18 protein-coding genes and 1 pseudogene are annotated in these 22,381 nt (G+C 60.1%); 12 read left to right on the forward strand and 7 right to left on the reverse strand.

Translation table 11 applies throughout. From position 1 onward, the window contains the following. The first annotated feature begins 136 nt into the window (after nt 1-136). Nucleotides 137-1,765 (forward strand): type IV secretion system DNA-binding domain-containing protein, encoded by a 1,629-nt coding sequence (locus WBB14_RS23935; RefSeq protein ID WP_280026948.1) that lies wholly within the window; start codon nt 137-139, stop codon nt 1,763-1,765. Between the two features lie 56 nt (nt 1,766-1,821). Then, nucleotides 1,822-4,695 carry a MobF family relaxase gene (mobF, locus tag WBB14_RS23940; RefSeq protein WP_280026949.1) on the forward strand — a complete coding sequence of 958 codons (2,874 nt, stop codon included), beginning with the start codon at nt 1,822-1,824 and terminating at the stop codon, nt 4,693-4,695. Between the two features lie 440 nt (nt 4,696-5,135). Here the strand turns inward: mobF and WBB14_RS23945 are convergent, their stop codons facing one another. Then, nucleotides 5,136-6,563 carry a sensor histidine kinase gene (locus WBB14_RS23945; RefSeq protein ID WP_050449389.1) on the reverse strand — a complete coding sequence of 476 codons (1,428 nt, stop codon included), beginning with the start codon at nt 6,561-6,563 and terminating at the stop codon, nt 5,136-5,138. Beyond that, nucleotides 6,560-7,225, reverse strand: a complete 666-nt coding sequence (locus WBB14_RS23950; protein WP_050449388.1) for a response regulator — start codon at nt 7,223-7,225, stop codon at nt 6,560-6,562. Before WBB14_RS23950 ends, WBB14_RS23945 begins: the two co-directional genes overlap by 4 nt. 70 nt (nt 7,226-7,295) lie before the next feature. On the opposite strand from WBB14_RS23950, the gene WBB14_RS23955 reads away from it, so the two are divergent. The 6 genes from WBB14_RS23955 to WBB14_RS23980 all read left to right on the forward strand — a co-directional run bounded on the left by WBB14_RS23955 (nt 7,296) and on the right by WBB14_RS23980 (nt 13,445). Beyond that, entirely contained in the window at nt 7,296-8,090 is a 795-nt protein-coding gene (locus tag WBB14_RS23955; RefSeq protein WP_050449387.1) for a sulfite exporter TauE/SafE family protein, read from the forward strand. Between the two features lie 47 nt (nt 8,091-8,137). Next, complete coding sequence (locus WBB14_RS23960) at nt 8,138-8,434, forward strand: hypothetical protein (protein WP_050449386.1); 297 nt, start codon at nt 8,138-8,140, stop codon at nt 8,432-8,434. A gap of 135 nt (nt 8,435-8,569) precedes the next feature. Beyond that, complete coding sequence (gene dsbD, locus WBB14_RS23965; protein WP_236755980.1) at nt 8,570-10,297, forward strand: protein-disulfide reductase DsbD; 1,728 nt, start codon at nt 8,570-8,572, stop codon at nt 10,295-10,297. After that, nucleotides 10,294-11,145, forward strand: a complete 852-nt coding sequence (locus WBB14_RS23970) for a TlpA family protein disulfide reductase (protein WP_280026950.1) — start codon at nt 10,294-10,296, stop codon at nt 11,143-11,145. Before dsbD ends, WBB14_RS23970 begins: the two co-directional genes overlap by 4 nt. Continuing rightward, nucleotides 11,142-12,014 (forward strand): thiol:disulfide interchange protein DsbG, encoded by an 873-nt coding sequence (gene dsbG, locus WBB14_RS23975; protein WP_232312184.1) that lies wholly within the window; start codon nt 11,142-11,144, stop codon nt 12,012-12,014. The genes WBB14_RS23970 and dsbG overlap by 4 nt, the downstream gene beginning before the upstream one ends. A 54-nt stretch (nt 12,015-12,068) precedes the next feature. Beyond that, complete coding sequence (locus tag WBB14_RS23980; RefSeq protein ID WP_280026951.1) at nt 12,069-13,445, forward strand: dihydrolipoyl dehydrogenase; 1,377 nt, start codon at nt 12,069-12,071, stop codon at nt 13,443-13,445. On the opposite strand, the gene WBB14_RS23985 is transcribed toward WBB14_RS23980, so the two are convergent. Then, nucleotides 13,442-14,764, reverse strand: a complete 1,323-nt coding sequence (locus WBB14_RS23985) for a sigma-54 interaction domain-containing protein (RefSeq protein WP_050449401.1) — start codon at nt 14,762-14,764, stop codon at nt 13,442-13,444. The two genes, WBB14_RS23980 and WBB14_RS23985, sit on opposite strands and share 4 nt — an antisense overlap. Nucleotides 14,765-15,090: 326 nt before the next feature. On the opposite strand from WBB14_RS23985, the gene WBB14_RS23990 reads away from it, so the two are divergent. From WBB14_RS23990 to WBB14_RS24005, 4 genes are all read left to right on the forward strand, one after another. After that, nucleotides 15,091-15,282 (forward strand): YgaP family membrane protein, encoded by a 192-nt coding sequence (locus WBB14_RS23990; RefSeq protein ID WP_050449381.1) that lies wholly within the window; start codon nt 15,091-15,093, stop codon nt 15,280-15,282. 23 nt (nt 15,283-15,305) lie between these two features. Then, nucleotides 15,306-16,190 (forward strand): MBL fold metallo-hydrolase, encoded by an 885-nt coding sequence (locus WBB14_RS23995; protein WP_050449380.1) that lies wholly within the window; start codon nt 15,306-15,308, stop codon nt 16,188-16,190. Between the two features lie 73 nt (nt 16,191-16,263). Further along, complete coding sequence (locus WBB14_RS24000) at nt 16,264-17,931, forward strand: bifunctional protein tyrosine phosphatase family protein/NAD(P)/FAD-dependent oxidoreductase (RefSeq protein ID WP_050449379.1); 1,668 nt, start codon at nt 16,264-16,266, stop codon at nt 17,929-17,931. A gap of 528 nt (nt 17,932-18,459) precedes the next feature. Continuing rightward, the gene (locus WBB14_RS24005) at nt 18,460-18,750 is read left to right on the forward strand and encodes a hypothetical protein (protein WP_050449378.1); all 291 of its coding nucleotides are present in this window, start codon (nt 18,460-18,462) and stop codon (nt 18,748-18,750) included. Here the strand turns inward: WBB14_RS24005 and WBB14_RS24010 are convergent. The 4 genes and pseudogenes from WBB14_RS24010 to WBB14_RS24025 form a co-directional block, all read right to left on the reverse strand. Further along, a pseudogene (locus WBB14_RS24010) lies at nt 18,710-19,114 on the reverse strand (DDE-type integrase/transposase/recombinase); the annotation flags it as partial. The gene WBB14_RS24005 and the pseudogene WBB14_RS24010 sit on opposite strands and share 41 nt — an antisense overlap. A 583-nt stretch (nt 19,115-19,697) precedes the next feature. Further along, the gene (locus WBB14_RS24015) at nt 19,698-19,988 is read right to left on the reverse strand and encodes a HigA family addiction module antitoxin (protein ID WP_198158204.1); all 291 of its coding nucleotides are present in this window, start codon (nt 19,986-19,988) and stop codon (nt 19,698-19,700) included. Nucleotides 19,989-20,000: 12 nt separating this feature from the next. Beyond that, on the reverse strand, nt 20,001-20,279 hold the full coding sequence (locus tag WBB14_RS24020) for a type II toxin-antitoxin system RelE/ParE family toxin (RefSeq protein WP_046804265.1): 279 nt from the start codon (nt 20,277-20,279) through the stop codon (nt 20,001-20,003). An 86-nt stretch (nt 20,280-20,365) separates the two neighbouring features. Beyond that, on the reverse strand, nt 20,366-22,354 hold the full coding sequence (locus WBB14_RS24025; protein WP_280026952.1) for a ParB/RepB/Spo0J family partition protein: 1,989 nt from the start codon (nt 22,352-22,354) through the stop codon (nt 20,366-20,368). Between the last annotated feature and the right edge of the window lie 27 nt (nt 22,355-22,381).

Raw genomic sequence — 22,381 nt, forward strand, 5'->3', positions numbered from 1 at the left:
GCTTTGCGGGGTATGCGCGCTCATCGGAAGCGGGTTCGGCGGCGCGTTGGTGGCCCTCGCGCTTCACCAGTAGCCCTCGCTGACCAGAACTCAAAGGCGCCCCGGGGCGCCTTATTTATTTTCCCAAAGGACTTTCATGGCACCCGACATACGCCGGCGAATCATCAAATTCGTCCTCTTGTTCCTGCCCCTTTCTGCCTGGCTTCTGACGGCCAAGATCATGTCAGGCATTCCCTTTTCGCAAGTTACCTGGCTGGTGCTTTCTCACTGGGTCATCTCTACGCCAGACTACACCGCCTTGGTCGCAGCGCCGATCATCGGCTTCGTGATCGCCCTTGCATTGGCGCTCACGCTAAAACGGCACGCGACCAAGGCCGGGTTCGACGGCGCGGGCTACAAGATCCACATCCGCGGCACAGAAGCGGTACCGATCAAGACGCTTCGCAAACTATGCTCCGAGCGGGGTAAGCAGCAGATCAATGTCGCAGGTGTGCCTATGCCTACCTTGATCGAGAACCTTCACCTCCTGATAGGCGGGGCCACAGGTAGCGGGAAAACGGTGCTGTTGCGCGGCACGTTGCTCTCCACGCTTATGCGCGGGGATCGCGGAATTATCGTAGACCCCAATGGGACCTTTTACAGCACGTTTGGGCAGCCGGGAGACGTAATTCTGAACCCCTATGACGAACGAACTGAGGGATGGTCGTTCTTCAATGAAGTTCGTGCGGACTATGACTGGAAGCGCCTTGCATTCTCCATTGTCCCATTGGGCACGGATGCCAACGCGGAGGAGTGGAACGGATATGGACGCCTGCTGTTGCGCGAAACCGCACGGAAACTCTACGAACTAGGAACACCGTCCGTTGAGGAGCTATTCCGATGGACCACGATTGCGTCAGACAAAGACCTACGGACTTTCCTCGCCGGGACGCTGGCTGAATCGTTGTTCGCCGGTTCTACCGAAGCCAGCAAAGCACTGACCAGTGCTCGGTTTGTGCTTTCGAAGTATCTGGCTGAGCACATGAGCATGCCGGATGGAAAATTCAGCATTCGTGACTGGATGGAAAACGGTTCAGGATCGCTGTTCATCACCTGGCGCGAGGATATGAAGGAAGCCATGAAGCCACTCGTTTCTGCCTGGGTGGACGTATTCGGCTCGTCTGCCCTGTCACTGCCGGAGAGCGAGGCCGTCGCATGGTGGATGGCTTTGGACGAGCTCGCTTCTTTGGAGAAGCTGGCCTCGTTGCAGGATGTCCTCACCAAAGGTCGAAAGCATGGGGTTCGGGTAATCGCTGGCCTCCAGTCAGTCTCGCAGCTTACTGACATCTATGGCAAGGAACAGGCGACGACGTTGCGCGCGAGCTTCCGCTCCTTAGTCGTCCTGGGCGGATCGAAGACAGATTCTGAAACCGCTGAAGCAATGTCACTGGCGCTGGGAGAACATGAGGTCGCGCGGCCGGAATACACGGACAGCCGCAACCCCGGTAGTGCACGGAACACCAGCGAGCGCTTGGTGCGATCCACGGAGCGGGTTGTAACTCCGGCGCAAGTCCAGACCCTTCCTGATCTAACCGGCTGGATTGCGTTCTCCGGAGATCGGCCGATCGCCAAGTTCGTGCTCGAGCCTCGCAACTACGCCATCCGCAATGCACCCTTTGTTGAGGCCAAGCGCAAGACTGCACACCAGGTCGCGCACGGGAATGTTTCCCAGCCGCAGCCTTGGACCCAAGTCGGCCTGCCTGAAGACCCGACCATGGCCGCATAACCATCTCACGCCGGGCCGTCATCTTGCATGGCGGTTCCGCGCGCCTTGGAAATCTAATGATCTCTTTGAAATCGATCCATCGAAGCGCCGCCACAAAGGCGTCGCATTACTACGCGGACCAGAAAGACGATTACTACAGTCGCGATGGCACGGCCGCGCAATGGCAAGGCAAAGCGGCCGACGCACTCGGGCTTACCGGCGCGGTTCAACAGGAAGAATTTCTGCGTGCGCTGCGCGGTGACTTTGGTCCAGACCTCAAACTATCGCGTTCTATCAGGTTGGATGCTGAGGCACGTGCGGCACTCGATATGACGTTCTCTCCGCCTAAGAGCGTCAGCATCCAGGCGCTTGCCGGCAAGGATCCGTCAGTCATCGAGGCCCACGACTACGCGGTAAGCAAGGCGCTGGAATTTCTGGAACACGAGCTACTGCGGGCGCGCCAGACGGAGCAGGGAATAACGACTACGGAGCGAACGGGCAATGCTGTTATCGCGAAGTTTCGGCACGAGACGGCCAGGCCCACAGATGGTGCTTATTCGGATCCCCAGCTGCACACCCACGCACTGTTGATGAACCTCACCCAACGCGCCGATGGGCGCTGGGTCGCCATATCGAACGACGAAATTTATCGATTGAAGTCCATGATGGAATCGGTGTATCACGCCGAGCTGGGCAGCAGCCTGGAGAAGTCCGGCCATCAGATCCGCTACGAGGGCAAGAGCTTCGAACTCGCGCATATCTCTCGGGACCACATCGAAGGGTTCTCCAAGCGTTCGCAGGACATCAATGCTGAACTGGCGGCATTAGGTGAAACCCGCGAATCTGCGAGCAGAGCGCTCAAGCAAACTATCGCCCTCAAAACTCGCCTGGACAAGGCCCCCGAAATTTCTCGGGAAGAACTTCAGCGTGACTGGGAACGACAGGCGACTGAACTCGGCATTGATTTCAATGGAGCAAAGCAACCACTGGAAAAGGAAGCCGAATCGGAAAGCGGCAAGCCGCCCCGTCAGGAATTGACGCCGGAAGCGGCTGCTCTGATTGCCGACGAGTGTCTTCGGTGGGCGATCAAGCACCACACCGAACGCGAATCCGTGATGGACGGAAAAGAGATGCTCAAGACCGCGCTGCACCGTTCGCACGGCATGGGCATAAAGCTGGGCGACCTCAAATCGGCCGTCAAGCGCTCACTTGATAAAGGCCATCTGATCCTTGGGACGATTCAGTACCGGCACGCGAAGGACAAAGACGGTGCCGGCGAATCACGGTCGGACTTAGTCGCCGCCCTGGCCGTCGGTGGCATGAGCAAAAAACATGCGGAAGAAAAAATCCGCATTTCGATTGCTCGAGGCGAGCTTGTTCCGACCGGCGCAAGGTACACCACACAGATGGCACGGGAGCGCGAAAAGCGAATCCTCCAGATCGAGCGCGAGGGGCGTGACCAGGTCGCGCCAATCTTGGATATTCAAGCGGCCCAAAGCGCTATGGCTGGCCGCTCGCTGAAGCCAGGCCAGCTGGCGGCCGCCAATCTGATCCTCAGTACGCCACACCGGTTCATCGGCGTCCAAGGCCTGGCGGGGACGGGTAAGTCGCACATGCTGGCCCAGGTCAAGGAGGCCGCTGAAGCAGCTGGCTTCAAGGTCCAGGCCGTGGCGTCCTACGGCAAGCAGATCGAGGCCTTGCGGGAACTTGGAATGGAAACCAGGACCGTAGCGTCCGTTCTGGAGGCACGTCAGAAGGACCGCTTCAAACTCGACCCGAAAACCGTCCTGGTCATCGATGAGGCGGGCGTGGTCCCTGCCCGCCTCATGGAACGCCTGATGAAGATGGCCGAGGCTGACGACGCACGCATCGTCATGCTGGGCGACACGGGCCAAACCAAGGCCATCGAGGCTGGCCGCCCGTTTCACCAGTTGCAGGCCGCTGGCATGGCTACGGCCCTAATGGGCGACATCATTCGGCAGAAGTCCCCCGAATTGAAGGCTGCGGTGGAACTAGCGGCAAAGGGTCAGGCGTCGGCCTCCCTTGGCGTGTTAGATCAGAAGCTGAAAGCCGTGCACACCATCAAGGACGACGGCGAACGATATGACGCCATAGCGACCCGATACGCAACGCTGAACGACGATGAGCGGCGGGAGACGCTTATCGTGACCGGCACGAACGATTCGCGCAATGCCCTAAACGAGGCCACCCACCAAGCACTTGGCCTGGGCGGCCGCGGCTTTGAGTTCAAGATGCTTACCCGACGTGACACTACGCAAGCAGAACGGCGAGTGGCCAAGTACTTCATCGCTGGGGATATTGTGCAGCCGGAACGGGACTACAAAGCCGGGAATTTGCGGCAAGGCGAGATGTACCGCGTCATTGGCGCGCTTGCCGGGAAGCCCAATGACCTAGTTGTAGAGCATATGGAAAGTAAGGTCCGGACCACCTTCAATCCAGCGCGCGCCGCCAAGTTATCAGTCTACGAACCGGTCAAGGCAGAATTATCCGCTGGCGATTGGGTTCGGGCGACGAGGCACAACGCGGCTCTCGATTTGGCCAACGGTGATCGGTTTGAAGTGCTCGCCGTCACGCCCACAACGGTCACCATCGGCGGCAACGGCCGACGAATCACGATGAACGCGGCAACAGCGCCGCTGCATCTAGATCGGGCCTACGCGTCCACGAGCCACAGCGCGCAGGGACTGACCTGCGATCGCGCGCTGATCAACTCCGAGAGTTTTAGCCGCACCACGCAGCGCGACGTCTACTACGTGGCAATCTCCCGGGCGCGCTTTCACACGGAAATCTATACCGAGAATGCAGCAAAGCTGTCCGGCGCCGTGAACCGGCTGGAGGAGAAAACGGCGGCGTTGGACATCGGCTTGGAATCTACCCGTCCATGGCGTCCGCACAAGGCGCCCGCAGCCATGGACCACCACTCTAAATAGGGAACGCGATGCAGTCCATTCAAGCGCCGCTTTTCAATTTGACATTCGAGGTGTCTTTCCTTCACATCGAAAAGACGCGGGTGGCTGGGACCCAGGGGGAAGACAGCTCGGCCACAAGCGGCCGGTCACCGACGACCGCTTCTGGACAGACTCGCCGCATTACCTGTATGTCGGCGGCTCTTTCACTCAGCTGGAGTAATTGGCAGCTCACGCTGTGAGAGCCAAGTACTCACTGAGGTGCTCCGACTTGGTGTCGACAAAATCGTCACTGTTGGGCCAGCCTCAAATCATGCTACTCAACAGGGCGAATGCTCGGGTGCACATTGGTCGCAGCGGATCGGAGAGCTACCGACGCGTGCTTCAGTGGTCACGACGGATCAACGCGTTATGTGGCAATGCCTCCTATATGGATTTACTTCGATTATCCGCGGCATACCGGGTCAAGTCACAGTTCGACGGGTTGACTCCTCGTCATTACTTCGCAGACCCGCCACTTTCTGGTCATTGCCCCCCTCCTTATATGCGTTGTCGTGCGTTGGGACTAACGGCAGCGTCAACTGGCACGCTAACCCTCCGCCTGGGGCGGGATATAGGTTCAGCGCCCCGCCGTGATGCCTGACTATGGCGGCCACAATTGATAACCCAAGACCGCTGCCCGGGATATGCCAGACGCCGCGCCAGAATGGCTCAGTCGCATGCTTGCACTGTTCTAGGCTTAGTCCAGGTCCGTGATCGCGTACGGAAATCACCGCTCTGCCAGCCCGAAGCGCCACTGAGACATCCACAGTCTGGTCGGCTGGCGAATAAGCCAGTGCATTGACAAGAAGATTCCCGACTGCGCTAGTCAGCAGTGTGTCCGAAAGCGAAATGTATATTGCCTCGGCAGGCATTTCCCATCTCACACGCGCGGCCGACATACCCTCAATCACTTGGGCCACGACATCCACTGCATCACAAACCGCGCTGGAGTCGGACGGGTTGTCTTCGTCCTTCTCGACCCGCGCGAGCAGTAATAGTTGTTCGAGCAAGCGCTCCAGCCGCGCCACGCCCTGCAGCGCATGATTCAGCGACTGACGCCACAACCCTGATGCCGTAGGCACGGGCAAACGTGCCAGCACCTGCAAGTGAGTTTTGACCGCAGTCACGGGTGTTCGCATCTCGTGCGCTGCATTGTCGGAGAAGCGCCGCTCGCGATCCAAGGTCTGCTCCATGCTACGTAACAATTGCGCAATCGTCCTCGTGAACGGCCGCAACTCCTTAGGAATATTCCGGTATTGCATGTCCAGTTCGGACAACGGTTGAGCGCGAGCTAGCGCCCGTCGCAGACGCTCCATCGGTGCCAAGCCGCGTCCAATTCCTAACCACAGCAGGATCAATCCCACTAGCAGTCCTACCGCCAATGGCAGCAATGCAGTCAATGCGATTTCCCTGCGCAAGGAGGTCCGCATGTCCATTCGGTCAGCCGTGGCGATACGTAAGTCATCTGCCTCCATTACGTAGGTGCGCCACGTCACGCCATGCTGCGTCAACGAACCAAAACCAGCCGGCGCATCACGCAGGGCAGGCCCGCCCGCCACGCGTGCAACGGTGCGTGACAGTACCTCGCCACGCCACTGGCTAACCTCACAGGCAACACCATCACGAGCCAGCACATCCACAGAAATACCTGGCACACCCGGCTGTTCAACGGTGCTTAATGGCAGTTGCGACACCAAACGGGCGACCATCGATGCGGAGGATGCGAGCCGCGCATCAAGCGCGTTGTCGACCTGCGTCGTGGCTCGCTCCACCATCCATAACGTCATTGCACCGCCCAAAGCAATCCAGGCCATCCCCAGCAACAGTAATAAGCGAGTGCGTAAGCTCACAGCAGCGTTGACCCCAAGCGGTAGCCCATTCCACGCACTGTCTCGATCACGCTCGATCCAAGCTTGCGTCGCAATTTGTGAATATGAACGTTGACGGCATTACTCTCCGCCCGGTCCGCAGATCCGTACAGGTTGTCACGCAATTGATCGGCCGTCAGAACGTGTCCTGGATGCTGCAACATGACTTTCAGTAAGCCAAACTCGCGTCGCGAAAGAATCACAGGTTTCCCGGACAGAGTGACCTCGCCCGAGGACAAACTAACTTTGAGCGAGCCATGGCTAATGTCATCCGCGCTATGGCCGGCGGCACGTCGGATCAAAGCGTGTAAACGAGCCTCCAGTTCGTCAAGATCGAACGGCTTGAGCACGTAATCGTCGGCGCCAGTCCGCAATGCCTGCACACGATGTGCGACTGCATCCCGCGCTGTCAGCACAAGTATTGGCAGGCGTTCGCGCCGTGTCCGCCACCGCGCTAGCAGCGCCATGCCATCTCCATCGGGCAGACTTAGATCAAGCACACAAGCACTCGGCCGTGAGGTACGCAATGCTAGTTCGGCATGGCTAAGCGTACTGACGCTATCCACGATGAAACCGTGCAAGCTCAACCCTGCCTCTATTCCTGCCGCCACGGAAGAATCGTCTTCAACCAGCAAGATTCGCATGATTGATCCTCCACGACAAAACATGCATAATTATTTTTAATAATAAGCTTATATCAAAAGGTAATTTAGCATGGTAAGCGCGATCTTGCTCGGCTTGTGCATTGGGGTATCACTCGGACTGACAGGGGCCGGAGGGGGAATTCTCGCCGTCCCCGCGCTCATGTTCGGGCTGAACATGTCGTTGGCAGAGGCCGCACCCGTCGCACTGATCGCGGTCGGCGCGGCCTCTGCAGTAGGAGCGGTGCAGGGTTTGAGACGGGGCCTCGTGCGCTACAAGGCCGCACTCCTAATGGCGGTCACCGGTGGGATAACAGCACCTTTGGGTCTGGCGCTGGCCCGGCAAATTCCTGCCGCTTGGCTTAGCGTGGGATTCGCCGCGATCATGTTGCTCGTGGCAGTGCGCATGGTGCGCCAATCACGGCCGAGCAGTGGCCGGCAAACGCCTGTGCCCGAACGCGCTAAGGCGTGCCACCTGTCCGCCGAAACTGGCCGCTTTATCTGGACGCGCCGCACCGCAGCTACGCTCGGTTCCATCGGTGCGGCATCGGGCATCTGTACCGGCATGTTAGGGGTCGGGGGGGGCTTCATCATTGTGCCTGCGCTGACCTATTTCAGCGATGCGCGCATGCATAGCATCGTATCTACCTCCCTTATGGTCATCGCACTGGTCTCGGCAGCCACGGTAGGTTCAGCACTGGCGCACGGTCTTTCTCTGACCGAAGCGCAATGGCTGTTCGTTGCTGCCGCGATCTCCGGCATGGTTATCGGCCGTATGGCATCTCCACACGTGCCGCAAACCGTATTGCAACGCGTCTTCGCAACCGTATGCGTCATCGTTGCAGGCGTGTTGATCTGGCGCGCCTGACCGCTTTCACCACACCTACTCTCTTGCCTAACTATGGATATCTCTTCATGAACGTATTGATCCATGCCCCCAGTTCGGCCGCCCTGGCGCGCGCCCGCAACAATGTTGCCAATCTCCTGAAGGTGCGACCCGATGCGCACGTCCGGCTAGTGCTCAACGGTCCAGCCGTAGCAGCCGCGCTGGATGGAGATTCTCATGATACCGACGCCCTCACCTGGTTGTGTCCGAACACGATGGCGACCGTCGGCCGCGAGGTGCGCGAACCGATGTCGGTACTGCCGGCTGCGGCGATTCTGCTGCTCGTGCAATGGCAAAGCGAGGGATGGCTGTACGTGCGAGCCTAATCCGAGCGAGTGTTAATGCTCCGATAATCTGCGGTCGGCACCATGGCGTGCATGATAAGACTGTGCACTTTCAAAGCGTTCGCGCACCGATGGCTCCCTGGGCTGGCCGCCCTGTCGCTGGCAATGTGGAGCTCGTTGGCCCTTTCTCAGGACGCGTTCCTAGATCCAGAACAAGCTTTTCGCCTTGAAGCATCACGGAGCGCCGACAATGACGTTCGCCTAACGTGGAGAATCGCGGATGGCTATTACCTGTATCGAGACCGCATCACCGCGCAACGCTTGCCGCAGGCTACCCCAATAGCGCTACAAACCCCGCCTGGCGAAAGCAAGAATGACCCCAACTTCGGCGTCATGGAGATTTACCACACCCAGGCACAGGCACTGACAAAGCTTGCTCCTGCTGGTGAAGGAACGCTGCGCATCACATGGCAAGGGTGCGCAGATGCCGGCCTTTGCTACCCGCCACAAACTCGGGATATCGCGGTAAACCGTCTGCCAGTAACGGACACCCCAACAACCGTGCCCGAAGAGTCTGCTGCCGATCTGGATGTCAATAGCGACTTGAATATTTTGCGCGCGCTGGGCGACAACAGCCTGTGGTGGAACCTTGCGGTGTTCCTCGCTCTAGGCGTGGGCCTTGCATTTACACCTTGCGTGCTGCCTATGTTGCCCATCGTCTCGTCCCTGGTGGTCGGTGCGAATGCGTCGCCACGACGTGGGTTCGTCCTGAGCCTGGTGTTCGTCTTTCCCATGGCGGGCACCTACGCGGCCATGGGCGTCGCAGCAGCGATGGCGGGCGCCAGCCTGCAGGCCACACTGCAGACCCCTTACATGTTGGGCGGTTTGGGAGTGGTGTTCGTCGCGCTGGCGTTTGCGATGTTCGGCTATTACAGTCTTCAGTTGCCGGCAGCGCTCCGCGATAGGCTGGATCGTGCGGGCCGGCAGCAGCGAGGCGGCACCTTGATTGGTGCGGCAGCAATGGGTACAGTTTCGGCGCTGCTCGTCGGGCCGTGCATGACCGCTCCCCTAGCCGGTACTCTTTTGTACATTGCCGACAGCGGAGACACCGTGCGTGGCGCCGCAATTCTGTTCGCGCTCGGCATTGGCATGGGGCTACCAATGCTCGCTGTCGGGGCGTTGGGGCCGCGCCTGTTGCCGCGTCCTGGCCCTTGGATGGAACGCGTCAAGGCCGTATTCGGCTTCCTGCTTCTGGGCACTGCTGTGCTCATGGTGGAACGTATCGTGCCCCCGCCGACGACCTTGCTTCTGTGGAGCGGCCTGGCCATTGCAATAGCCAGTGCGCTTGCGGTCTGGTCCTGGCAGGTCCGAAGCCGCGCAGCCTACCAAGCGTTGCTGGCCAGCATATCAATTCCCACGATGGCATGGGGGCTAGTTATGCTCGTAGGCGCCGCTGCCGGCCAAGCGGATCCCACACGGCCGCTGGCGTTCCTGGCCGAGCGCGGCCAAGCAACATCCAGTCCGACTGTAGAATCCGACCGTTTCGTCACCCTCGACTCGCCTCAGGCATTGCACGATGCGCTCACCCGCGCCCGCGCCGCTGGGAGGCCTGCTGTCTTGGATTTTTCCGCACAATGGTGCGTATCTTGCAAAAAGATGGAGCGCGAGGTCTACCCTCTGCCCGAGGTCCAGGCAGCGCTATCGTCGGCCGACCTGATCCGTTTTGATCTCAGTCAAAGTACACCGGACCAACTGGCATTGCTGCGCAGGCTGCGGGTGCCTGGACCGCCCAGCGTGTTGTTCTTTGCGGCCGATGGCCTTGAACGCCGTCAACACCGCGTAACTGGCGAGTTCGACGCTTCGACGCTTCTGACACGATATCACCTCGCCCTGGAAACGCCATGAATGGCATGCTGCAGATAGGCCCTGTGATGCTGCCCGTAACGCTACTGGCGATTATCACCAGCGTGCTGGCGGGACAATGGATTTCAGCATGGTTGTTTAGGCGATGCGGTCGGGATGGCCAATTGCCCTTGAGCCGGCTTCTCCTGGCCGGCCTGCTGGCGTCACGCGCGACGTTCGTCGCCGAGCAGTTCGATGCCTACGCCACGGATCCTACATCGATAATCGACATTCGAGACGGAGGATGGAATGCAACCGTCGGCTTTGTGACCGCGTGGGCCTATGGCGGGTGGCTTGCATGGCGCAGGCATGACTGGAAGGTTCCGTTACTGGTAGGTTTGGCCGCGTCCACCCTCGTGTGGTCCGGCGCCCACCTACTGGCCGCCGCGAGCGGCTCTACCATGGCCAGGAGTGGGCTGCCAGCCGTCGAATTCCGGACGCTCGCCAGCGAGCCTCAGTCATTGCAAGACTTTCGTGGCAGGCCAGTGGTGATTAACCTCTGGGCGGGCTGGTGCCCGCCATGTCGACGCGAGATGCCGATATTCGCCCAGGCTCAAGAAGAGTATCCGGATATTGCCTTCGTATTTTTGAATCAGGGTGAATCACTTGCGACCGTCAAACAGTTTCTGGCACAGCAGGACCTTGCGTTGAACAACGTTCTGCTCGACGCGGACACGCAGGCTGCCACCATATTTGGCCATCGCGCCCTTCCAGCAACTTTGTTTTTCGACTCTGACGGACGACACGTAGACACCCGGCTCGGTGAACTCTCCCGGGCCACACTCACGCAGCGCCTCACGCTCCTGAACCGCCCTTCCATTCACGACGCCTCCAAGGAGAAGCGCCCATGATCCACACCGTTAATCACGTCACCCCCGACGGGGCAGATACATTATGCGGAGAGCTTTTTTCGCGCCTATTCAGCTTGGCGGCGCCAGCGGCACTGGCATTGATGATTGCGGCTCCCGCCATCGCACAAGATCTGCCTCCGGCATTGCGAGCGCTACAGGCCGACGGCCTGGAAATCCTCGGTCCTTTGAAAGCCCCGGCGGGCATACAGGCTTGGGCGGCTCGTGCGGGCAGTCATCCCGTGGCGCTCTATGCAGCTCCAGATGGCCAGCATGTGATCGCAGGCACACTGCTCGACAAAGATGGCAATGACATGACCCGCGAACCCCTGCAAGCAGCGACAGCCCCCAGTATCTCCAGCGATCTCTGGAAACAGTTGGAGACTACCACTTGGCTAGCCGACGGCAAGCCCGATGCTGCACGTATTGTCTATGTCTTTACGGACCCTAACTGCCCGTATTGCGCCAAATTCTGGACCGATGCGCGCCCATGGGTTGACGCTGGACGGGTGCAACTGCGGCACGTCGTCGTAGGCATGCTCACCCCCACCAGCCCGGGCAAGGCGGCCGCCCTGCTGTCCGCTCCAGATCCTGCCAAGGCGCTATACGACTATGAAGCACGCCAGGGCGCCGGCGTGGCCGCGCAAATGGCAGCCGGACGCGTACGTCCTGTAAACGACGAGGCACTTAAGGCGCTGGACCCTATCCCTGCCGATATCCAGGGCAAGCTATTGGCCAACATGGCCGTGATGCAGGCTTGGTCATTGCGGGCAACGCCGGCTTTTGTGTGGCGCGACGACAAGGGCCAGATACGGCAGCGCACCGGTATGCCACCCAGCGAAATCGAGAGCGTGCTCGGAGCACGCCCCTGATAGCCCTCGGCCGGCTGAACAGACCAACACGTCGAAAATGATGAGGAGATTTCAATGAAAACGCTGAACGTCGACGCCGTAGTCATCGGCGCTGGTACGGCCGGAGCAAACGCCTTTCACATCTTGAAGGCCGCCGGCGCCAAGGTACTACTGGTCGACCGGGGCCCCTTGGGCACAACGTGTGCCCGGGTCGGGTGTATGCCCTCTAAAGCCGCACTGCACGCGGCGGCCCGCTGGTCCATAGGTCGCGACTTAGCGATTGACGCCGCTCATTTGGCCCATACCCCCGACGACATGTGGCGCGAAGCGCGCGACATGCGCGACACGCTGGCCAAAGGTGCCGCACAGCGCACCATCAAGGCCGCCGCAGAAAACCTGCTGATGGGCGAGGCGCGATTCCTTTCGCCCAACACCCTGCTGGTCGATGGTGCTCAAATCCAGGCTCGCGCGTTTGTAGTTTGCACAGGGTCACGCCCTGTTATCCCAGCGGCTTTACTCTCGCTGGGCGACCGTTTAATCACCACTGACAGCTTGTTTGAACTCGAGGCGCTACCCTCTAGGATCGGCGTACTCGGAATGGGCGCTATCGGCTTGGAGATGGGCGTGGCGCTGGCTCGTCTGGGTATAACCGTTGTCGGAGCAGACCAACGCGAAGCCGTTGGCGGCGCCGAGGATCCCTGCGTACAGGCACGCGCGCAGGCGCATTTCGGCGCGCTGTTCCCCTTATGGTTGGGTGGCGTCGTGCAGGCCGACGCTGACTGCGATAAGGTGCGACTGGTTCAAGGCGGGCGGCAGACGACTGTCGACCGACTACTCGTGGCGGCGGGACGCCAGCCCAATTTCGAAGCGCTCGACCTGCCAGCAGCAGGGATTGACCTGGACGAACACAACCGACCTCGCATCGACCCCCGGACGCTCGAAGCCGGCCCTGAGAATATTCTCTTCGCGGGCGACGTCTATGCCGAGCGTCCGCTGATGCACGAGGCCGCCGACGAAGGCGCCGCTGCCGGCAAGGCTGCCCTAGCGCTCTTGGGCAAAGGCCCTGCCGCCACGCTGAAACGGCGCACCGCGATGTCCATCGTGTTTACGGATCCCGACTTGTGTGCAGTCGGCTTGTCATACCGACAGGCCGTTGAACGGCGAGCCATCGTGGGTGAAGCCGAGGGATCATCGAATGGCCGCTCGCGCATTCTGGCCGCACAAAACAATCTCGTGCGCATCTACGCCGACCCCAGCTCGGGCAGACTACTCGGCGCTAGCCTATTTGCCACACATGGCGAACACTTGGCGCACCAATTGGCATGGGCTGCGCACGCCGGCCAGACGATTAACGATCTATTGGCGGCGCCCTTCTATCACCCCAGCGTCGAGGAAATGCTGCAATCCGCGCTGAAGGATGCCCACCGCCAACTTCCTGAAGAAACGTGTTAAGTCAGTTTCATCGCCTTCAATCGCCTATAAAGTGTGCGCTCGCTCAATCCCAGTTCCCTGGCGAGCTCCTTGCGGGTACTCCGCTTGCTGGAAAGCCATTGTCGGAGTTCGGAGTTTCCGATGCCGGCACCGCCGTCTCCCAGTGGTTCAATCGGCAGTCCCGCGACAGCATTTCCGGTCGAAAGACCCGATGCCGGCAGAACCCCCAAGGCAGGTGGCAGATGCTCGCCACGCACGACACCATCATCGGCGAACAACCGCGCCCGCTCCAACACATTACGCAGTTCGCGGATGTTGCCCGGCCAAGAGTGCGCGCGCAGCCGCGCCATTGCGGTGGGGTCGACCACAATACGCGATACGCCGTCTGCTCCATGCTGCAGGAACGAGTCGACAAGCAGCGGGACATCGTCCAGCCGATCGCGCAAGGGCGGCAGTTGGATCGGAAACGCACTGATGCGGTAGTAGAGGTCCTGCCGGAATTGACCGTTGGCCACCATCTCTTCCAGAGGTTTGTGTGTTGCTGCGACAAGGCGGAAATCAGATTGATTGGTCTCGACACCGCCCACGCGCCGAAAGGTACCGGACTCGATCAGGCGCAGCAGTTTGACCTGCATCGCCAGCGGCACGTCACCCATCTCATCGAGAAACAAGGTGCCGCCCTTGGCCGTTTCGACGAGTCCCGGCTTGCGCGCGGTGGCCCCCGTGAAAGCACCTTTTTCATAACCAAAGAGTTCGCTCTCGAATAGGGTTTCGGTCAGCCCCGAGCACTCGACCACAACGAAAGGGCCAGTGGCACGCGGACTGGCCTCATGGACAGCGCGGGCGAAGAGTTCCTTGCCCGTACCGGACTCCCCCAGCAGCAGTACCGGCAGCATCGAAGGGGCCACCCGCTGTACCGCCGACAGCGCCATGTTGAACGCCGGCGCTTGGCCAACCAACCCCTCGCCGGAGGGCCGTGCCGAGGCGCTGCGCACAGTCGTCAAGCGCTCTACGTACGCCACGACTTCGCGCCGCGCATTCAGAATGGGCCTTAACTCCACGTCGACGTGTTCGGGGCCTCGCGGCGTGTGGTGAATGTGCAAGACCCGATCCGGGCCCTTGACCTCAAGCGCCTTTCTCATCGGGCAGTGTTCGCCCGCCTGGTCGCAGGGCACATCGTAGTGATGAGAGACCCGATAACACTTGTCGCCAAGGTAACGCTTGCCTGCAGCTCCGAACTGGCGCTGGTAGGCCGAATTGGCGGCAAGAATGTTGTAGTCCGGATCAAGCACGATCATCGGCTGCACTTCATGCTCAAGGTAGGACAACAGCGCCTGCATGGGTAGGTCGGCGTAAGTTTCGCCGCCGCCCTCGGGCGCAACGGGGAGGTCGTGATGGGCAGGCATTTCAGCATGTTAGCTAAACACCGCCATCTCCGCCACAGGCTGCCACATATATGCCACTCAACTGCCAATTTCCTGCCAAAAGCTAAGAACCTTGCACGCACTGCGATCAACAGTTTGGCAATGCCCGCACCGGGAGGCCATTTATACGTTGTGATTCATCGACTTAGAAATTTATCGCCAAACATCTTCAACTTGGCACGAATCTTGATAGATCCAACACATCACCCCTCTGCGCATTTCGTCTTTCCTGGAGACAACACATGAGAACCAACGAAGGCATGCTGGACCGCGGCTTACGCATCATTGTGGGACTCGCTCTTATCGGCATGGCCGCAACGGAAACCGTCGGGCCATGGGGCTATATCGGCGTCGTGCCACTCCTGACCGGCCTAATTGGCAATTGCCCGCTTTACACCATGCTCGGCATCAAGACCTGCCGCGTCCGCCGCTGATCCTAGATTCTGGAGTACTAGCTATGCGCTCATCTCAAACACTACAGGTCGAGGGATTTTTCGATTCCGCGACTTCCACGGTGAGCTACATCGTGCTGGACCAAGCCACGAACCGATGCGCGGTCGTCGACAGTGTCCTGGACTACGATCCCAAGTCGGGACGCACCTCGCACGATAGCGCCGACCGTTTGATCCAACGAGTGCGCGCGCTTGGCGCCACCGTGCAATGGATCCTCGAAACCCATGTGCATGCGGACCATCTCTCCGCCGCACCTTACATAATGCGTTCCCTGGGCGGTAGCGTGGGCATCGGCGAGCACATCACCACTGTGCAGAAAGTCTTCGGCGCACTGTTCAATGCGGGCAGCGATTTTGAGCGCGACGGTCGCCAATTTGGCCATTTGTTTACCGATGGTGAAACTTTCACTATAGGTAATCTGCAAGTGCGTGCGCTGCACACGCCTGGTCACACCCCGGCATGCATGACTTATGTGGTCAGTGACGGCGTCCAAAGCGCCGCGTTCGTGGGTGACACGCTTTTCATGCCGGACTACGGAACAGCCCGCTGCGACTTTCCGGGCGGCGATGCGCGCACCCTATACCGCTCCATCCACAAAGTCCTCAGCCTGCCGGCGGAAACCAGACTCTACATGTGCCACGACTACCAACCGGGCGGCCGGGACGTGCAATTCGTCAGCACCGTGGCCGAGCAACGCGAGGCCAATGTGCAGGTTCGCACTGGCGTCACCGAAGATGAATTCGTGGCCATGCGCCATGCGCGCGACGCCAAACTTGACATGCCGACGCTTATTCTGCCCTCGGTGCAGGTGAACATGCGGGCAGGCGACCTTCCCGAGCCCGAGAGCAATGGCCGGCGCTACCTGAAGATTCCGCTTAATGCTCTTTGATCGCGGCTATGCGATGCAGCGCGCATAAAGCGGCCTCCCCCTCCCCTAAAAACACACCATCTGGAGACAAACCATGGACATCCGTCCTCTTACTGACGTGCTTTCAGTTTCGGCGCAGATATCCGCCCTCGATTTGCAGAGTTTGCGAGAAGCTGGATTCAAGTCCGTCATCTGCAACCGACCCGATGGCGAGGGCGCCGACCAACCCAATTTCGGCGAGATTCAACGGGCGGCAATGGCGGCAGGAATCGAGGCGCGCTATCTCCCGGCCGAATCGGGCAAAGTATCCGACGAGCAAGGTTCTACCTTCGGCGCACTGATGCAAGAGTTGCCCAAGCCAGTCCTGGCATTCTGCCGAACCGGTATGCGCTCGACCACCATGTGGGCATTGTCGCAGGCGGGGCAGATGGACTTGCCACAGATTATTGAACGCGCCTCGCGGGCGGGCTTCGATGTCAAGGGCGTGGCGCGACGGATCCTGAACGGCGGCAAGACGCCGGTGGAAGTGGCCGACGCATCATATTCCGTAATAATCGTCGGTGGAGGAGCGGCCGGCGTAGCGGTGGCCGCCAGCCTGCTCGCACGCAGCCCCCAGTTGGACATTGCAATCATTGATCCGGCCACCGTTCATTACTACCAGCCTGGCTGGACGATGGTAGGGGCAGGTGTGTTCGAAGCAAGCACCACCGCCCGCACGATGGCCAGCGTGCTACCTCGTGGCGTCCATTGGCTGCAATCAGCCGTGGCGGCTTTTGAGCCGGAACGAAACGCAGTGATTCTGGACGGTTGCCGCGTGGTGAGATATGAGCAGCTCGTCGTGTGTCCGGGGCTCAAGCTCGACTGGCACGGCGTGGAGGGTTTGGTTGACACGCTAGGGCGCAACGGCGTTACCAGCAACTACCGCTATGACCTGGCTCCCTATACATGGGAATTGGTGCGTGCGCTACGCAGCGGACGCGCTATCTTCAGTCAACCCGCCATGCCAATCAAATGCGCTGGAGCCCCACAGAAAGCAATGTACCTGTCGGCTGACCACTGGCGCCGGACAGGGGTACTTTCAACGGTCGACATCCAGTTCTGCAACGCTGGCGCCGTCCTGTTCGGGGTTGCCGACTACGTCCCCGCGCTCATGGAATACGTGCAAGCCTACAACATCGCATTGAATTTCGGCGAAAACCTGGTCGCCGTGGATGGCCCCGCGCGCAAGGCCATTTTCAGCCGATCCTTGGCTGACGGTAGCAAGGAGAGGATTGAACGGGAGTTCGACCTGTTGCATGCCGTACCACCGCAGAAGGCGCCGGATTTCGTTCGAGTTAGCCCGCTCGCCGACGCAGCCGGCTGGGTCGATGTGGATCCGGGCACGCTACGCCATAAGCAGTTCTTCAATGTCTTCGCGTTGGGCGATGTGGCCAACACCACAAATGCAAAAACTGCCGCCGCAGCGCGCAAACAAGCTCCAGTGGTCGCGCACAATCTACTTGCCCTGCGCGGCAGCGTGAAAGGGGATGCCCAGTACGATGGTTACGGCTCCTGCCCGCTAACTGTGGAACGCGGCAAAATTGTTTTGGCGGAATTTACCTACGGCGGAAAGCTGGCGCCTTCTTTCCCGAAATGGCTGATTGACGGAACCCGGCCGTCAACGCTGGCTTGGCTGCTAAAAGAGCGGATTTTGCCTCCGTTGTACTGGGAAGGGATGCTCAAGGGCCGTGAGTGGCTGGCTCAGCCCGAATTGGTCGGATAGTAGAACGTCGAGGCGTTGAATCACAGGTGTCACAGCGGATAATTTATTCGTTCCTTTGCGGATTCCGGAATGTCGATTCGATAAGATGCCCCAATACTAAGCATTGAAAGTCGCCATTCGACCCTCGGGCTTCGCAATGACCTCACGAGGCATCCAAGGGACTGCTTAACGCGAGCTCATGGCGGGCCGGGCTCGCTTGCCACTCCCTGTTATCCACGTAGAAAGAAGTCTCTGGGCCACCCGCCTCTTGGCACATCCGGAGGGCGTGGTCGGCGATGGCGAATAACTCGGCGCTCCACGGCGAGCGCTTTTAGGGCCATAACCGATCTGCTCTGACCAGAGTGGACCCTGATTGACCCTGCAGGCGAGGTCCCCACTGGGGCTGGGACGTATCGACACTGGCGATTTTCTTTCGCTCAGCAGCACCAAGAGCGGCAACGGCAGGTAAAACCGATCGAAAGATGTACGAGCGGCCTAACTAGCTGTTTCCTCCCGCCCTCTTAAAGACTTCGTCGATCCAACTCTGAAATGCGCAACAACATGGCAGCCTATTGGTTCGAATACCGGCCGCGCCAACCGCATGAAGGTGCTGGCGCACGGCGGGATCAGCATGTGGCTGAAATTCGCTGCTCAAATGACCGCAGCGGGTCCTTCTGCGATTTCCAACCGCCCCGCAGATCGGTGAAGAACCTAAAAATGGGGGATTACCGAATCTTCGCCGGCGCGGCGCTGACCACGCTGCTGGGCGGAGGCGCCGAGTTGGCAGCGCCAGAGAACCTGCGCGGCGGTGAATCAGTTCAGCCTTGCACAAGCCGCTGATGGACTCGGCCAAGGCGTTGTCGTAATTGTCACCACGTCTTCTGCCCACGGACGGCTCGATGCCCGCTTCGGCCAGGCATTCGCTATAGCGGATGCTGACGTACTGCGATGCCCTATCGGAGTGATGAGTCAGAGAACCATCGTTGCCAGGCTGGCGGGCGTATAGGGCCTGCTCCAGCGCATCAAGCACGAAGGCCGTCGTCATGGATTTGCTCACGCGCCAGCCGACAATGCGCCGGGCGTAGACGTCGACGACGGAGGCCACGTACAGCCAGCCCTGCCAGATCGAGACGGAAGTGAAGTCCGAGACCCATAACTGGTTCGGCCGCTCGGCCCGGAACTGCCAGTTGCCACGATCCACTGGACGGCTGGATGCCCTATATGTCACGTTTCCTGGTGCGACTGATGCCCTGGCTGGACGGGCGGCTGATGCGACGCCGATCTGCTCACGGTTTGGTCCCGCTTTAGTCCCGCTTTGGTCCCGCTTTAGTCCCGCTTTAGTCCCGCTTTAGTCCCGCTTTAGTCCCGGCTTGGTCCCGGCTTGGTCCCGGTCGGGTCACATCGATTCAGCCTTTTTCGAATTCAGTTCGGTTTGTATACGGTCTATACACCTCCCCGGCCCATATGCCGCGCGGCATTTGCCTGGAGCCGAAATTTCGTTGTCAGACAAAAGAAAACAACCTGCCGCAAGGAAAACCCAAAAAAATCAAAGAGATGAACCCACCCGGAGGGTGCGTCCTGTGTGGTGGCTTTAAGGGACCCGCCGCCGCCCTGGCGGCGGGGGCCTTAAGGGCACCTGTGAGCGTCCGGGGGACGCTCACGAAGTCCGCAGGACGGCCCCGCCGGCGCAGCCGGTGGGAAAGGCCGCCCCATACCAAACCCGTTCGTACATCCAAGCAAAAGGCCGCCCTAGGGCGGCCTTTTGCTTTGGCGGATGGTTTATTAGGTCAGTGCGCTGCTGCCGTTGAGGCCAAGGGCCGAACAGGCGGCTGCTCATGCTGTAGCGCTTGCCACAAATCATAGTTGGCCTGCATTGCGACCCAAGCCTGGGCAGTACTGGCCCCAGCATGCTCCAGCCGGACAGCCAGATCCGGGCTGATACCCGCCTTGCCATTGAGCACCCGGGAAAGTGCCACCCGCGACATGGCCAGCCGGTCAGCAGCCTCGGTCACAGATAGCCCCAAGGGGGCAATTACATCCTCCCGGAGAATTTCACCCGGATGCGGAGGGTTGTGCATCATGATTGGCTCCTAGTGGTAGTCCTGATAATCGACCAGTTCAGCACCGGCCTCGGTAAAGCGAAATGTCACGCGCCAGTTGCCGTTGACCCAGACTGACCAATGCTCGGCCAGACCGCCCTTGAGCGAATGCAACTTATAGCCCGGGATATTCATATCCTGCGGTCCCTTCGCCACATCGAGCAGGGCCAGGATGCGGCCCAGCTTGTTGGCGTGTGCCGCCTGAATTCCTCGGGTTGAACCGGTGCGGTAGAAGGTCTCAAGACCTTTGTGGCGAAATCCGATGATCATGCGGTATTGTATCCCGTAACGATACACGATGCAATGGGGCGGCGCGCAAAATTGGCGTGCAGCCCCTTCCCTTCCCTAACGGTGGCTTACTCTCCCGCTGCCGCCTCCTGCGAAATCGGCTCCGGGTTCGACAGCAAAGGCTTCCCGCGCATCAGTTCCGGCACCCATCCCTTCCCATCGAGCAACTGCTCGGCAGCGGTCGCCGCCTGGGCCTTCTTCATCGCCAACAGCGGCTTGGCCTGCTCCGCACCGACCGCGTCGGTAACGACAGCCGCGATTCGGTCCTTGGACACGTGGGCAAGGTACGACTGCGCGGTCGGCTTCCACCACATGCTCATGTCCAGCCCAACCACTTCTCCCAGGCGGTCCAGGTGCCGGGGTTCCGCGCCATAGGAATGGCTTTGGCGGCGGTAAATTGAAATGCTGGTGAGCACGGCAAGCAACTCGATGAGGTCCGCCTGCGGCTGCGCCAGCAGCCAGGGAAGCGCCGCCGCGTCGTCTTCCGGCACGTTCTTGGTGACGGCTTCAATCTGCTCCTGAACCCGCGCCCAGGCTGGGCAGCCCTTGATGTCCGCGTCCGTGTTCGCAAGCTCATGATGCGCTGGCCGCAATGCGAGGTCGAATGAGTCACCGGCGCTGCTGGACCGGCTGCCGTCGAAGTCGCCCAGCATCTGCTCAATGAGCAGGCAAAGCGCCAAGTTCGGGCGGGCCATAATTTCGGCCTGGAGCGCAATGACGCGTTGCGCCTGGAGCCGGTTGGTCAGCGCCTCTGAGTGCACGGGCCGGGTCTTGACCGGAGGCAGGTCCACACCCGCCGTCGTATCGCCCTCCCCTGCTTTGCCCCGCATGATGTGCGCCACGGCCTCGCGTTCGTCCTGGCGGATCAGGCCACGGGTGACGGTAAGCTCGCCGTCATAGGTCAGGTGCACGATGGCACCGCCCACTGCCTTCAACTCAGCCGGGTAGTCGTAAAGCTCGTCGCGAATGGCGCGGATCTCGCCTTGGTAGCCGCGAATCAATGCCCGAACCTTATCGAGGTCGGATTCGTCGTAGCCTTCAACGGCGCGCAAGCCATCCAGCTTTTCCTGTGCGGTGGACACCTTTTTCTCCAGCGCTTCAATCTGCTTGGCCTTGGCCTTGCTCGGTTCCTGATGGGCACGCTGAATTGCACCGAATTGCTTTTTGTTTTCGTACTCAAGCGAGACCCTGCATTCAACCCACAGCCAGCCCTCGGCCTGCACCGCTTTGTAGAGCTTAGACCGCTGCATCTTGGCTTCGGCCATGGCTCGGGCCTTCTCCGGGTCGGCCAGATAGGCGTCGTTTTCAAAGAGATCGCGCCGCACTTCCCCGCCCGCCTTCTCGTAAGCGGCAACGGTCACGTAGCGCGCCACGGGCGAATCGCCGCGCAGTTCCGTTTCGGCCAGCAAGCTGCGGATATGGTCGTCGCGGTTCCAGTATTGGCCTGCCGTCGCCTTCCATGCCGCTTCCTGGCGGGCGTGGTCCGAAACGGACGCCAACGCCTGCATATCGGCAACTTCAATCTTGCCATCGCGGAATAGCTGCATGAGCTTGGGCGAAACAGCGCCGAGAGCCAGCAGCTTTTTAACGGCGGATTCCGTTGCGCCGTGCGCGGCCGCGATGGCTTCGATGGTCCAGTTTTTCTCTGCACGCAGTTGGGCATATGATTCATACACGTCGGCCGGGTGCATGGCCTTGCGGGCGATGTTTTCGATCAGGCTGGCGTGGTGGGCATACTCGGCGGGAATCACGAGGCACGAGACGCTGTAGTCTGCCGGGAATACGGCGTCTTCGATCAACAGCCCCAGCGCTGCCCAGCGCCGACCGCCCGCGCAGACTTCGTAGAAGCCATCGGCGCACGCAACCACCACGAGGTTTTGCAACAGCCCGCCCATGGCCTTGATCGTGGCCTTCAGTTCCGAAAGTTCAGGATCTTTCTTCGGATCCAGCGGACGACGAGCCTGATAGCTTTCGCTCAGGCGCAGTTGGGAATGGGGGATCTCCGTGCGGATGCTTGCGGCGTGGATGGCGGCGAGTTCTTTGGAGTCGATCTTCATGGTGTGTGCTCTTGCTTCGATTTATCG

This window comes from Achromobacter sp. (genome assembly GCF_049647645.1).
Taxonomy (GTDB): Bacteria; Pseudomonadota; Gammaproteobacteria; order Burkholderiales; family Burkholderiaceae_B; genus Achromobacter.